The organism is Weizmannia acidilactici (assembly GCF_008974185.1).
Taxonomy (GTDB): domain Bacteria; phylum Bacillota; class Bacilli; order Bacillales; family Bacillaceae_C; genus Weizmannia; species Weizmannia acidilactici.
This window is the reverse complement of record NZ_BKZP01000003.1, coordinates 99,020-113,042: the sequence shown is the minus strand read 5'-3', so window position 1 is coordinate 113,042 and position 14,023 is coordinate 99,020. Positions and strand designations below refer to the sequence as shown.

8 protein-coding genes and 5 pseudogenes are annotated in these 14,023 nt (G+C 47.3%); 11 read left to right on the top strand and 2 right to left on the bottom strand.

Annotated features, from left to right (window positions below; translation table 11 throughout):
* Positions 1 to 16: 16 nt before the first annotated feature.
* From metX to BpJC4_RS02265, 9 genes and pseudogenes are all read left to right on the top strand, one after another.
* Complete coding sequence (metX, locus tag BpJC4_RS02305; RefSeq protein ID WP_253693506.1) at positions 17 to 1,075, top strand: homoserine O-acetyltransferase MetX; 1,059 nt, start codon at positions 17 to 19, stop codon at positions 1,073 to 1,075.
* A gap of 2 nt (positions 1,076 to 1,077) precedes the next feature.
* Positions 1,078 to 2,058, top strand: a complete 981-nt coding sequence (locus BpJC4_RS02300; RefSeq protein WP_151679986.1) for a homoserine dehydrogenase — start codon at positions 1,078 to 1,080, stop codon at positions 2,056 to 2,058.
* A gap of 118 nt (positions 2,059 to 2,176) precedes the next feature.
* Positions 2,177 to 3,613, top strand: a complete 1,437-nt coding sequence (locus BpJC4_RS02295) for a S41 family peptidase (protein ID WP_151679985.1) — start codon at positions 2,177 to 2,179, stop codon at positions 3,611 to 3,613.
* A gap of 84 nt (positions 3,614 to 3,697) precedes the next feature.
* Entirely contained in the window at positions 3,698 to 4,894 is a 1,197-nt protein-coding gene (locus BpJC4_RS02290) for a PDZ domain-containing protein (RefSeq protein ID WP_253693502.1), read from the top strand.
* A 410-nt stretch (positions 4,895 to 5,304) separates the two neighbouring features.
* Positions 5,305 to 5,538: pseudogene (locus BpJC4_RS16455) on the top strand (aldo/keto reductase); the annotation flags it as partial.
* A 280-nt stretch (positions 5,539 to 5,818) separates the two neighbouring features.
* Positions 5,819 to 6,763: pseudogene (locus tag BpJC4_RS02280) on the top strand (ABC transporter permease).
* Positions 6,756 to 7,705: pseudogene (locus BpJC4_RS02275) on the top strand (iron chelate uptake ABC transporter family permease subunit). Before BpJC4_RS02280 ends, BpJC4_RS02275 begins: the two co-directional pseudogenes overlap by 8 nt.
* Positions 7,699 to 8,442 (top strand): annotated as a pseudogene (locus BpJC4_RS02270) (iron ABC transporter ATP-binding protein); the annotation flags it as partial. The pseudogenes BpJC4_RS02275 and BpJC4_RS02270, both read left to right, overlap by 7 nt.
* 12 nt (positions 8,443 to 8,454) lie before the next feature.
* Positions 8,455 to 9,014, top strand: a pseudogene (locus tag BpJC4_RS02265) (siderophore ABC transporter substrate-binding protein); the annotation flags it as partial.
* A gap of 238 nt (positions 9,015 to 9,252) precedes the next feature.
* Here the strand turns inward: BpJC4_RS02265 and fdxA are convergent.
* A complete protein-coding gene (fdxA, locus tag BpJC4_RS02260) occupies positions 9,253 to 9,489 on the bottom strand; it encodes a 4Fe-4S ferredoxin (protein ID WP_172967415.1) in 237 nt (78 codons plus the stop codon).
* A 299-nt stretch (positions 9,490 to 9,788) separates the two neighbouring features.
* On the opposite strand from fdxA, the gene BpJC4_RS02255 reads away from it, so the two are divergent.
* Positions 9,789 to 10,487: a response regulator transcription factor gene (locus BpJC4_RS02255; protein WP_151679981.1), complete on the top strand. Its 699-nt coding sequence runs from the start codon at positions 9,789 to 9,791 to the stop codon at positions 10,485 to 10,487.
* 30 nt (positions 10,488 to 10,517) lie between these two features.
* A complete protein-coding gene (gene pnpS, locus BpJC4_RS02250) occupies positions 10,518 to 12,305 on the top strand; it encodes a two-component system histidine kinase PnpS (protein ID WP_151697488.1) in 1,788 nt (595 codons plus the stop codon).
* 237 nt (positions 12,306 to 12,542) lie between these two features.
* Here pnpS and hemG read toward each other — a convergent pair whose 3' ends face one another.
* A complete protein-coding gene (hemG, locus tag BpJC4_RS02245; RefSeq protein ID WP_151697487.1) occupies positions 12,543 to 13,949 on the bottom strand; it encodes a protoporphyrinogen oxidase in 1,407 nt (468 codons plus the stop codon).
* Positions 13,950 to 14,023: the final 74 nt, after the last annotated feature.

The window sequence follows — 14,023 nt, the reverse complement described above, 5'->3', positions numbered from 1 at the left end:
GTATGGGGGGAAGAAAGTGAAAAAGGTAGAAATCGGTACGTTGGTGCTGGAAAGCGGAAAAAAGATCCCTCATGCAGAATTGGCATATGAACGGCGTGGCCCTTTGGACGCGCCGGTTCTTTTAATATGCCATGCCTTAACCGGCAGCCAGTATGCGGTCGGGACTGATCAAGAACCCGGCTGGTGGGGCGGATTGATCGGTAGGGGCAGGCCGGTTGACACGGAAAAATACCAGATGATTACGTTTAATGTGATCGGCGGCTGTTACGGCAGTACCGGCCCGCAATCGATGAACCCGGAAACCTCAAAGCCTTACCGGATGGATTTCCCGGCCATTACGATCCGTGATATGGTGCATGCGGAGCGGAAAGCACTCGACAAACTCGGAATCGGGAAAATCAAAGCGGTGATCGGCGGATCGCTCGGTGGGATGCAGGCACTCGAATGGGGGCTTTTATACCCGGATGATATGGAGCAGATTTTTGTGCTCGCTTCAACCCCGTATTACAGCGATTACGGCATTGCATTCAATGAAATCGGCATTGCTGCAATTGAAAACGATCCGGCATGGAAAAACGGGCATTACCGGTCTTCAGCGGAAGTCAAGGGGCTTGAGATTGCGCGCATGGCCGGCATGGTCACGTACCGCAGTGCCGCTTTGTTTAAAAACAGGTTCGGTCGGGCAGTCAAAGAAACGAAAAACGGGGTGTCGGTATTTGAGACGGCTTCCTATTTGAGATACCAGGGAAAAAAACTGTCCGCCCGTTTTGACGCAAATAGTTATTTGTATTTGCTGCGCGCGATGAATACCCATGATATCGGTGTCGGACGCGGCGGATGGAAAAAGGCGGCGGCACGATACAAAGCGGAAGTGTTTGCATACAGTTTCGAGCATGATCTGCTGTTTCCTCCGGAGGAAATTGAGACATTTGCCCGCACTGTGAAACACGGGGAATATTTTTTCATTCCGACCGAATACGGACATGACGGATTTTTAGTCGAATTTGAGAAATGGGGCCATCTGATTACCCGGGCATTGGAGAAAAAGGACAAAATTCTGGTAGGGAGGTCATGATCATGGGGACCATTAAAGCAGCGCTGCTCGGCTTCGGGACAGTCGGCCAAGGTGTGTACGAAGCGGTCCGAAGTCATCGGCAACAGCTGAAGGCAAGGCTTGGCGCCGAAGTCGAAATTGTTGCGGTACTGATTAAAAACCCTTATAAAAAACGGGATGTCGGCCGTTCCGTGCTTGTCACAACCGATTTTGAAGAAATCCTTGCGATTCCGGGCCTTGAAGTGGTGTTTGAAGCCATTGTCGGGGAGGAGCCGGGTTTTTCCTATTGTATGAAGGCCATTGAAAAAGGTTGCCATGTGATTACAGCCAATAAAGTCATGTTTGCCAAATACGGGGAAATTTTATTGGAACATGCAAAAGCACATGGCGTGTATGTCGGCTACGAAGCGACTACGGCAGGCGGCGTCCCTGTCATCCGGACGATCGCTCATCAGTTGCAGGTGAATGATATCCAGCGTGTGCAGGCCATTTTAAACGGTACTTCCAATTTTATTTTAACGGAAATGCGGGAAAAACATCTGCCCTTTGAAGAAGCGCTTGCGATTGCTCAGCAGCACGGATATGCGGAAGCGGATCCGGGCAATGACATCGAAGGGAAAGACGCCTTTTGCAAGCTGATGATTTTGAGCAGGCTTGTCTTCGGCGGCCAGCCGGACTGGAAAGAAGTCGAAGTGGAAGGCATAAATGCGCTGACACTTGCCGATGTGGAAAAAGCGGAAAAAAAGGGGCTCCGTTACAAACATATTGCCGACGTCTACCGTTATGGGGATACGTTGAAAGCATCCGTCAAACCCGTTCTCGTCCCTCCTGAACATGCCCTCTATGCGATTGAAGGCGTCAATAATGCTGTGACCATTTACGGCAGCCTGATCGGAAAAATCACCCTAGCCGGACCGGGTGCCGGAAAATTCCCGACCGCAAGCGCGATGATCGAAGACCTTGCCGGAGGCTACCGGCGGATTCCGCAAATGAACGCCATATAATTCCCTTCTGCTTCTGCGAATATACCGGCATAAGAAACCCTGCTTGTACATATATTGAATTACCGAAAGGAAGAGCCCCGGTGCCGGCGGCTCTTCTTGTACAAGGAGGGCATCTTCCATGAAACGAAAATGGCTGTCGCTTGTCATCTCGGGTTCACTGTTTGCAGGCGCGGGAGGCGGTTACGCGGCGGGCCAATGGTTTTCACATGTGGACCATACAACCCCCGCCCGGCAAGAAGCATCTGGCAAAAAAAGCGATATCCCGGATTTAACGAAAATTGCCCAGGCATACCATTTAATTAAAAGTTCCTACGTCCAAAAAGTAGATGATGAAAAACTGGTGGAAGGCGCGATCAAAGGAATGGTCAGCACGTTAAACGATCCGTATTCCGTCTACATGGACAAAGAAACTGCCGCGCAATTCAATGGCTCTTTAGACTCCTCTTTTCAAGGCATCGGCGCCGAAATCACTAAGAAGAACGGAAAAATCATGATCGTCTCTCCTTATAAAAATTCTCCGGCAGAAAAAGCGGGGCTCCGCCCGGAAGATGTCATTGTGAAAATCAACGGAAAAAGCACGGCGGGCATGGATTTATATGAAGCGACCAAGCGCATTAGGGGGAAAAAGGGTTCAACCGTCACGCTTGGAATCATACGGGGCGGGACCGGAAAACAGATCACCGTTACAGTGGAACGCGACGAGATTCCGATGAAAACCGTTTTTGCCAAAATGGAGCGGGAAAATGGAAAAAAAATCGGTTATATCGCCATTACCCAGTTTTCTAAAGACACGGCGGAAGATTTTACAAATCAGTTGAAGAAACTGGAAGCCGGGAAGATCCAAGGGCTGGTGATTGATGTCAGGGGAAATCCCGGCGGCCTGCTTTCGAGCGTGGAAGATATATTGAAGCAATTTGTGACAAGGGATAAGCCTTATTTTCAAATCGAGGAGCGCAGCGGCCACCGTGTGCAGTATGTGTCCAAATTAAAAGAGAAAAAATCATATCCGGTTGCGGTGCTCGTCGACAACGGCAGTGCGTCCGCATCCGAGATTTTGGCGGCGGCGCTTCATGAAGCGGAAGATTATCCTTTAATCGGTGTCAGAACGTTCGGCAAAGGGACGGTACAGGAAGCGGTCCCGATGGAAGATGAGAGCATCATCAAGCTCACCATGTTTAAATGGCTGACGCCGGACGGCCACTGGATCCACCATAAAGGCATTGCACCGACGATTGAAGTCAAGCAGCCCGAATTTTTTAACGTCCAGGCTTTACAGGTGAGCCGCACTTTAAAAAGGGATATGAACAATGCGCTAGTTAAAACTGCCCAGCAAATATTAAACGGGCTCGGCTTTGCGCCGGGTAGGGAAGACGGCTATTACGATATCCAAACCGAAAATGCCGTGAAAGCCTTCCAGTTTGATAAAGGGTTGCCGGCAACTGGAGAAATTGACCAAAAAACGGCGGAGCAGATGGAAAAATCGCTCTATGCCGCGGCCCACGAAGAAAAAAATGATTTGCAGCTGCAAGTGGCTCTGAAAGTTGTCAGCAAATAATTTGTTCTATCCGCCTGCCCCTATAGAGATTTTTCGCCAAAATCTGCTAAAATAAAACTACAAGTATTGTACGTGCAGGGGACGGTGTTACGGTTGGAACAGCTTTGGCTCACAGAAATTTTGAAAAGCATTGGAAGGTTTTTTCTGCATCCGGTTTTCTATTATGCTATCATTCTCGCACTGGTTGCCGGGGCGGCCCGGGTAAAGCGGGAAAGAAACGATTTCCATATCAGAATTTACAGTAGTTTTCTCGAATTGCGCGATTTGTTTCCGGCCGGGCTACTCGCCGGCCTTGTCCTTTCCGCCGTCTCGGTTGCAGTAGGAGTTGCGGTTCCGCTTACGGTCCTCGCAGCTGTGGCAGCGCTCACGATTGTATTTTCGCTCGCCGGCAACTTCCGCTTTTTGTCGCCGGCTTTTACCATCGGCATTCCGATCCTTGCGTTTTCTGCTGTAAAATGGTTGCCGGCAGGGGTTCAGGAAAAGATTGGCAGTCCATCGTTTGGGATGCTGGCGGGGATTTCCGTGATGACGGGTCTCCTTCTGATTGCGGAAGGATTCTTGATGCTGACAAGCGGAGCCAAGAACATTCCACCGAAACTGCGGAAAAGCAGGCGCGGTTTAACGGTCGGCGCGTTTTCGGCTAAGCGGCTCTGGCTTGTCCCGGTTGTCTGTTTCCTGCCGTCCGGCCTGATTTCACTTCCTTTTTCGTGGTGGCCGGTAATGGGGTGGGGCGGGCATACCTTTTCGCTTGTGCTCGTGCCGTTTTTGCTCGGGTTTCAGCACCAAATCCAAAGCACCTTGCCTGCACCTGCAGTGAAGAGGATCGGAACCCAAGTCATTTGGGCAGGGGTGTTGACTGCCGCGATCGGTGCGGCGGGAATATGGCTACCTTACCTTCCTGTGTCGGCAGCCGGCTTTGCCGTTTTGGCAAGAGGCTGGATCTCGATCCGCCACCGCATACGCGAAAATAATGCATCGTATTATTTTACACAGCAAAACGACGGCATCATCGTTTTAAGCGTCATCCCCGGGTCGAAAGCCGACAAAATGGGGCTTGTCACAGGCGAAATCATCTCCAAGTGCAACGGGCAGGCTGTCCGCAATATGGATGAATTTTACCGTGCCCTGCAAATAAATCCGGCATATTGCAAGCTGGAAGTTATCGATACAAACGGTGAAGTGCGGTTTGCCCAGGGGGCGCTCTATGAAGGGGAACATTATGAACTCGGCATTTTGACGGTAGAGAATAAAATGAATTTGGAAACGGATGAAGCTTTATGATTGGGGGCTGTTTTGTCAGCCTCTTTTTTTTGATGGATCCGAGATTGCAATGGGCATGAAAAATTGAAAGGGTTCCGAAAACTTTGTAAAGGCCTAAATTCATGTCCGGAAACAAAGAAATGTCTTTTAGAAGTGTTTAACTAGACAACAGGGGCATCCCGCGAATAAAAAAACCACTAGAAGCAATGAAAATGACAAAATCCCAACCTGGAATCCTAATAAAGTCCTAAAGATTTCCACGATGGAAAATTTTACTTTTTTAGTAAAAGTTTCTGCCAAAGCTAGATTTTGATGCGTTATGATAAAATGGACTTGCGAAAACGCTTTGATATCGAATAAAGAAAATAGGCTTTTTCCTTGAAAAACATTCCGGGGGAGCCCTGCAAGCATCCGAAATTGCGCTTGGCTGCATGCGAATGGCGGAGCTTTCCGAAATAAGAAGCCGGCATTCATTTCTTTGACCATACCGATATTTACGGCGACAGCAAATCGGAGGAAATTTTTGTCAAAGTAATCGGCATGAACCATGTATCAGCGAAAAAATGCTGATACAGACAAAATGCGGCATCCGTGAAGGTTTCTATGATTTTTCAAAAGAACATATTTTGGAAGCGGTTGACGGCAGTTTGAAACGGATGAAAACATCATCGGTATGACCAATACGTGAAGGTTCCAGGAAATTGTGGAGGCGCCGGATGTCTATTTGACTAGGCAGGAATGGTATGAAATTTACCGTGCTGCCGGGGACAAACAGTCATAACTAAAAAACGGGGTGCCATGCTTACAGGGGTGCCCGCCCATTTGTTAGTATTTTAAGAAAATACTACAGAAATACTAATTGGTAATGATTATCAATATCATTATAATTGATAATGAGAATCAATTTCAATCATGAACAAAGGGAAACGGGGGAGTACGGATGAAATGAAAAAAAGATATTTAGTGCCCCTGCTTGCCGTATTCTCAGTAATCTCGATATTTATCGGCGCTGAGGATATCCCGCCGGCTGAAATGCTGCACTTAAGCAAAGAGCAGGTTGAAATTTTGTTGGCAAGCCGCCTGCCACGTTTAATCAGCATCATCATTGCAGGTATGGGCATGAGTATCTGCGGATTGATTATGCAGCAATTAACGAAGAATAAATTTGTCTCCCCGACTACTGCGGACACGATGGATTGCGCCCGGTTCGGGATTTTAGTATCCATCATTCTATTTTCTTTGGCCAGCCCGCTTGTCAAAATGATGATTGCCTTTTGTTTCGCCCTGTCCGGAACCTTTTTATTTATGAAAATATTGGACCGGATCAAATGGAACGACACGATTTTTATTCCCCTTGTCGGGTTGATGTAATATCGTTAGCTCGATATCGACTTTTTTTGCGTATAAATACGATTTAATCCAAAGTTTATCGGCTTGGCTGCAGGGCGACTTTTCCGGCATGCTGAAAGGCAAATATGAAATGCTGTGCTTAACGGTTCCTGTGGTCATTGTCGCTTATCTGTTTGCAAACCGGTTTACCGTCGCCGGCATGGGGGAAGATTTTGCGAAAAATTTAGGGCTGAACTATAAACAGGTGGTAAATATCGGCCTTATTCTCGTTGCACTGATTACTTCAGCTATTGTGCTTACGATTGGCACCATCCCGTTTCTCGGTCTGATCATTCAGAATATCGTTTCCATTTACCGCGGCGACCATATGAAAAAAACATCACGATGACTGCGCTGCTTGGTGCGGTGTTCCTGCTGTTTTGTGATATTTTGGGGCGCATCGTCATCTATCCGTATGACGTGCCGATCAGTTTGACAGCAGGTATGATCGGAAGCGGCATTTTCGTGTATTTGCTGCTGAGGAGACAGGTCTATGCGTAATCGTTCAAAGCTTTTTATACTTACCGTTACCGCGGTGGGGCTCATCACGGCATATATCTGCATCGGCTCTTATTGGGATCGGAAATACATTATCCCGTCGAGAATCGGGAAAATTTCCGCCATTGTATGACAGGCTGCGCCATTGCTTTTTCAAGCCTGATTTTCCAAACGATTACGAACAACCGGATTTTGACGCCGAGCGTGCTTGGCCTTGATTCACTTTACTTGCTGATCCAGACGGCAGTTGTATTTGCAATGGGGGATAAAGCGCTTACTATGATACAGAGTCATGTGAATTTTGCGGTTTCGCTTGCGGCAATGGTGCTGTTTTCTGCAATCCTGTTCCATCTCATTCTCAGCAGGGGAAGGCAAAACGTTTATTTTCTCCTGTTAATCGGGATAATTTTTGGAACCTTGTTTGGAAGTTTTTCCTCTTTTATGCAGATGCTGATCGATCCGAATGAATTCCAGGTGTTGCAGGATAAAATGTTTACAAGTTTTAACAATGTGAATGTGAGCCTGCTTTGGGTTTCGTTTGTGCTTGTTGTGTTTTCAGGGCTGCATTATATGCGATTTGCCCGTTATATGGATGTGATGCTGCTCGGCATGGACCAGGCTGTGAATTTGGGCGTCGATTATAACCGTGTGGTGCGCCACTTGCTGCTGATCGTTGTCATTCTCGTTTCTGTATCTACAGCTTTGGTCGGCCCGATTACGTTTCTCGGCCTGATCGTTGTCAATGTCGCCTACCAGTTTTTTTATACATACCGGCATAAAGTCCTGATTCCCGGGAAGATGCTGATCAGTGTTGTCTTCCTGACAGGCGGGCAGCTGGTGGTGGAAAGGATTTTCCAGTTTTCAGTGCCGCTGAGTGTCATCGTTAATTTTATCGGGGGCATCTATTTTATCTACTTACTGTTAAAGGAGAGTTGTGCATGGTAAATGTGATGAACGTCTTAAAAAACTATGGGAATAAGAAAGTCATTGATCATGTGTCCGTGAAAATTCCAAAGGGGAAAATCACCGCCTTCATCGGGCCGAACGGTGCAGGAAAAAGTACGTTGCTTTCGATTATCAGCAGGCTTGAATTTTCGGACGAGGGCGACGTTTACATAGACGGGGAGGCCGTCAGCCGGGCTGACAACAAAGAACTGGCCAAAAAAATCTCCATTTTGAAACAGTCCAATCATATGAATATCCGGTTAACAGTGCGTGAACTCGTTGCATTCGGCCGCTTTCCGTATTCGCAGGGGCGGCTGAATAAAGAAGATGAAAGATTGATAGATGAAGCGATTGCCTACTTGGGGCTCGAAGAATATGGGGACCAGTATCTCGGCCAATTGAGCGGCGGGCAGCGGCAGCGCGCCTATATTGCGATGGTGCTTGCCCAGAATACGGAGTACATTTTGCTGGATGAACCGCTCAACAATTTGGATATGAAGCATTCGGTGCAAATCATGAAAGTGCTGAGGGAGCTTGCCGATGAGCTGGGAAAAACGATTTTAATTGTCATCCATGACATAAATTTTGCCTCTGTTTATTCGGACTACATTGTCGCGATGAAAAACGGCAAAATCGTGAAGCAGGGAAAAACGGAAGAAATCATCCGGCCGTCTGTGCTCAAAGAAATTTATGACATGGATATCCATATTCAAAATTACTGCCAAAATAAAATTTGCTTTACCATAGATAAAGTCACAGGTGTGCCGCAGGATAATCTCCCGGCTTATTTGAAAAAATACAAGAGCAGCAAATACGAAAATGTCGGAAGTACATCGAACCGGATTTTGATAAAATCAGCCAAATCCACCCTGATTTAATCATCATTCCGGAAGGCAGAGAGACAATTACAACGAGTTCAAAAAGATTGCCCCGACAATTTATATTGGCGTGGACGACCGGCGGAAAAGTGAGCGCGTACGGCCCAGGCTCCCGATTCGGCATCATTCATGATGTGTTCGGAATTCCTGCTGCAGATAAAAATATTAATGTGTCGACGCATGGCCAAAACATATCGTTTGAATATATTTTAAAACAAAATCCGGATTATTTGTTTGTTGTGGACCGTGATGCTACAATCGGGCAGGACGGCAATGCAAAGAGCGTGATTGAAAACGACCTAGTGAAGAAAACAAACGCTTATAAAAACGGCCATATTGTGTATTTGGATCCGGGTTACTGGTACCTCTCCGGCGGCGGGCTTGAATCGGTGCCTGAGATGATGAAAGAAATCCAAAAAGCAATCGAATAATCGAAAGCAAAAGGGGCTGTCCAAAAAGTCCTTTTAAAACAAGAAAACCCGTTGAGCAATTAAATTTTCTAGACGGGTTTTCTCATTTAAAGCAAAATTTCTCGGAGAAACTGTTCTGAGAAGCTATGTCAGAACCGTAAGAGCAAAATTTCCCGGAGAAACGATTCTGAGAAGCTGCGTCAGGACCGTTAGAACAAAAATTCTATTTAAAAGGAGCTTTTGGTACAGCTCCTTTTGCTCACGTTGTATAAAATTTGCGCGCTTTTTCCAAAAAGGCCATATCTTCTTCCTGCAGTTCTTCTTCATGGTAGATTGCTTCAACCGGGCAGACCGCCTGGCATGCACCGCAGTCAATACAAATATCCGGGTCAATAAAGTATTGGTCTTCACCTTCAGCAATACAATCTACCGGGCATACCTCGACGCATTCCGCCGCTTTTTCACCGATGCAGGGTGAAGTGATTACAAATGCCATTTTCCAGACCACCTTTTTCATATGTGTATTTAGTATAAGTTTACCGTTACGATCGTATACAATTTTCGGCTGCATTGCACGGAGCACTAGCCCGGGTGTTTATGCTCCCCATCATCCCAGCCATCCCCAAGAATGATACTGTAACCGATCATTTCCAATATAGCAGAATGGTGTGAATCTTTCAATCAAAAGAGCCCGGTGCCGGATATGCCCGCACAAAATACTTTTCCGCCGGCTTTACAATTCAAACCGCTAAACTATACAATAAAGAAAAACAGGACAGGGAGCGGGGGGTAAAGTTGGCCAAAAAAGTTTTGGTTGTGGATGACGAACCTTCTATTGTGACGCTTTTGAAATTTAATTTGGAGCAGGCCGGTTTTGAAGTGCTGACTGCCTATGACGGAAAAGAAGGCTATGGTATGGCGTTGAAAGAAAAACTGGATTTTATCATTCTCGACTTAATGCTGCCGGGGATGGACGGAATGGACGTATGCAAACAGCTGCGCCAGGAAAAAGTCAACACGCCGATTTTAATGCTTACGGCAAAAAGCGATGAGCTGGATAAAATTTTGGGTCTTGAACTCGGCGCTGATGATTACATTACAAAACCGTTCAGCCCGAGGGAAGTCGTCGCGCGCGTCAAAGCGATTTTGCGGCGGGCAAAAACGGAAGAAGAAACAGATGCCGATACTGCTGTAACCATTGAAATCGGCGACCTGCGCATTTTGCCGGAACAATTTGAAGCTTATTTTAAAGGGAAAAAACTGGAGCTGACCCCGAAAGAATTTGAACTGCTTTTATATTTGGCGAATCACCCTGGGAAAGTCTTAAGTCGCGACCAGCTGCTGGATGCCGTTTGGAACTTTGATTTCGCGGGCGATACACGAATCGTGGACGTGCATATCAGCCACCTGCGCGAAAAAATTGAAGAAGATACGAAACAACCGCAGTATATTAAAACGGTCAGGGGATTCGGCTACAAATTAGAAGCCAATTGACGTCCGTATTTAAACAGGAAGGGCTTTTCAATGAACAAACTATGGATCCGCCTCACTTTGGCATTTTTAACAATATTAGCCGCCGTACTGCTCAGCATCGGCTTTTTTGTTGCCGACTTGATTAAAAATACATATATGGATATGACGAGGACGCAGCTTTCCCAGGATGCCGGCCTTTTGATGAAAACGCTCCGCCCACAAACGTTAAAAGACAAGACGGATGTGCTGCAAAAGAAGGTCAGGCATTATTATTCAAACCATGATCCGCGCATTACCATTATTGATACGAACGGCAAAGTGCTGGCCGATTCGGACGATGACCCGGCGAAAATGGAGAACCACGCAAGCCGCCCCGAATTTAAGCAAGTTGTCTATCAGCATAAAAGCAGCGGGGAGGCGATCCGTTTTAGCCATACGCTCGGGTACAACATGATGTATGTGGCAAAACCGCTGAAAGAAAACGGGAAGACCACGGCTGTTGTCCGTATTTCGATTGCGCTGGACCGGATTGATACGGTATTGGAGAGGCTGTGGTTCAGCCTTGCTGTCGCGATGGTGCTTGCCTTTCTGATTTCCGGCTGGATTAGTTATATCATGGCAAGAAAATTTACGCGCCCGATCGAGGCAAGCATCGAAGTCAGCAACCGCCTCATTGAAAAGGATTATGACAGCCGCGTCCATGTAAAAACAAGCGGAGAATTGCTGCAGCTCACAAAAGCGATAAATAATCTCGCGCATAATTTAAAACAGCAGATGGATGAAATCAAGGAAAACCAGCAAAGGCTGACTGCCGTTTTGGAAAATATGGACAGCGGTGTCATGCTCATCCAGACGTCAGGGCGGATTATGCTCGTCAATCGGGCAATGGAAGAGATGACGGGGATTTCTTCCGGCCAGCTGATCGGGAAACGCCATATTGAAGCGGGAAAAAGCTTCGGGCTCAGCCAGCTGATCGACCGCTCTTTAAAAACAGGCGAACGGTTTCACGATGAAGTGCATCTTTATTTTCCGAAAGAACGTATATTAGATGCCCACATTGCGCCTTATGTCGGTGAAAATGGGGAACTGCGCGGCGTTGTAGCGGTACTGCATGACGTCACGGAGACGAGGCGGCTGGAGCAGATCCGCAGCGAATTTGTCGCGAACGTATCCCATGAACTGAAAACGCCAATTACATCTGTAAAAGGGTTTGCGGAAACGCTCTTAGACGGCGCGATGTACGACGAAAAGACGTGCAGGGAATTTTTGCAAATCATTTATGAAGAAAGCGACCGTCTGCATAGGTTGATTTCGGACATTCTCGATTTGTCGAAAATCGAGCAGCACCGCATCCCGTTGAAAACGGAGAAGCTAAACGTCGTGGATGTGGTAATGGAGACGGTCAATACGACTCGGAAAAGGATTGAGAAGAAACAGCTGGAACTCATTTTGCCGGAGCAGAAAGCGGTCATGATGGAAGCGGACAAAGACCGGCTGCAGCAAATTATTTTGAATCTGGTCACGAACGCCATTGCCTATACGCCCGAAAAAGGCAGGATCGAAATCCGCTTGGAAGAAAGGGAAAGCGAGCTCGATTTGATTGTCAGCGACACGGGCATCGGCATTTCCAAGAAAGACTTGCCGCGCATTTTTGAACGTTTTTACCGGGTGGACAAGGCGCGGTCAAGGCAGTCCGGGGGCACCGGGCTCGGCCTTGCCATCGTCAAGCATCTTGTTGAATCGTACCACGGGAAAATCCATGTCGAAAGCGAAGAAGGAAAGGGCAGCACGTTTACCGTAACCCTGCCGAGAACACAAGAAGGGCCGGACGCCGCATAAATGGCGCCCGGACTGGCATCTAAAGGACATTTCTTTGCTTCGGGTTTGGGATCTGAAGGACATTTCACTTCTTCATTACACTTCCAAACTGCTTTGTTCCAAAATTTTCCCCTCAACGCAGGGCCCCTTTTGTCTATTTGAATGCTTTAAAAAGACATTCCCAATCGGCGCAGGTCTCCTTTTGTCTAGTTAACCGCTTCTAAAAGACATTTCCTTTCTACGCGGGTTTCCTTTTGTCTATTTAAACACTTCAAAAAGACATTTCCTTATCACCTTTTCCGCTGTTTTCTTCCCGTTCATGATGCAGTCGGCAATCCCGACACCGTAATAGGAGCAGCCTGCCAGCAGCACATTCGGATCGCTTTCGGCGAGTTTTCCGGTTAATGCTTCGATCGTTTTACGGTGGTTTAAATCGTATTTCGGCATGTTGTTCTGCCATTTTGTCACTTCCGCAGCCACCGGTTTACCGGTAACGCCCAATGCTTTTTCAACATCTTTCATGGCAGTTTTAATGAGCGCGTCTTTGTCCATCGCATTCAGACGCCCAAACCATTCCGGATCCGTACTTTTGTAAAAAAGGCGCAAAAGCAGGCGGCCGTTTTTCGAAGTGTGCGGCCATTTCCGGCTTGTCCATGTGCAGGCATCACACATAAGACCGCTGTCTTCCGAAACAATAAAGCCTGTGCCGTCATTTGGCAGTACCGCATCCGGCACATTGAACCCAAGATAGACGCTAATCAGCGAAGCTGTCTTCAATTTGTTAAATTCTTCATCTAAAGCAGCATTCCGGAGTAGCAATTGCGCGGCGGCATGCGGCAGCGCCAATACAACGACATCCGCTTCCAGTTTCCGCCCGTCCGATAACGCAACTACATACCCGTTTTCGCGCCGTTCAAGTGCAACGGCTTTTATCCCTTTTAAAATCTCCGCCCCGTCCGATTTCTGTTCCAAGCGGCCGATGATTTCAGAAAGTCCGTTTTCGAATGATACGAATTTTTTCCGCTCCGGCGACAAAAAGGCCTGCTTATGTTCGGACAAGCCTTTGATAATGCTGCCGTATTGGTTTTTATATTCAACGAGAAACGGCATCGTCGTCGCCAAAGTCAGCTCATGCAAATTGCCCGAATAAACGCCCGACAAAACCGGTGCGATTTGCTTTTCCACGAGTTCCTTCCCAAAAAAAGCCTCCAAAAACTCGCCGGCGGAACTGTCTTTTGTGAAAGATTGATTTTTTGTAAATAAGTCTTTTAATGCAACCAATTTTCCTTTCGTAGAAACGAGTTCGCTGCGGAAAAGCGCGTCAAGGCTTGCCGGGATGCCGAACACCGTTTCAGCGGGGATCGGCTTCAGCCCGTCTTCCCGGAAAAGGTACGAGATGCCGGTAGCGTTATGGCGTATCCGGTTTTGCAGCCCAAGTTCGTCTAAAAAGGCGGCCACCCCTTTTTTCCGCGCAACAATCGAGTCGGCCCCAGTTTCCATTGTAAATTCCCCGTGCCGGATCGTCCGGATTTTCCCCCCAAGCTCCGGGTTTTCTTCAACCAATGTTAAAGAAACTTTCGCCCCGGCCCGCTTGATTTGTTTTTGAAGTTCGTACAATGCGGTAAGCCCGGTAATCCCGCCCCCGATAATGGCAACTGATTTCAAATCCAATACCTCCGTTCAAATAAATTCTTCTTCTATTATAAATCAATCTGCGTTCTTCTATTTTTATTAAATTT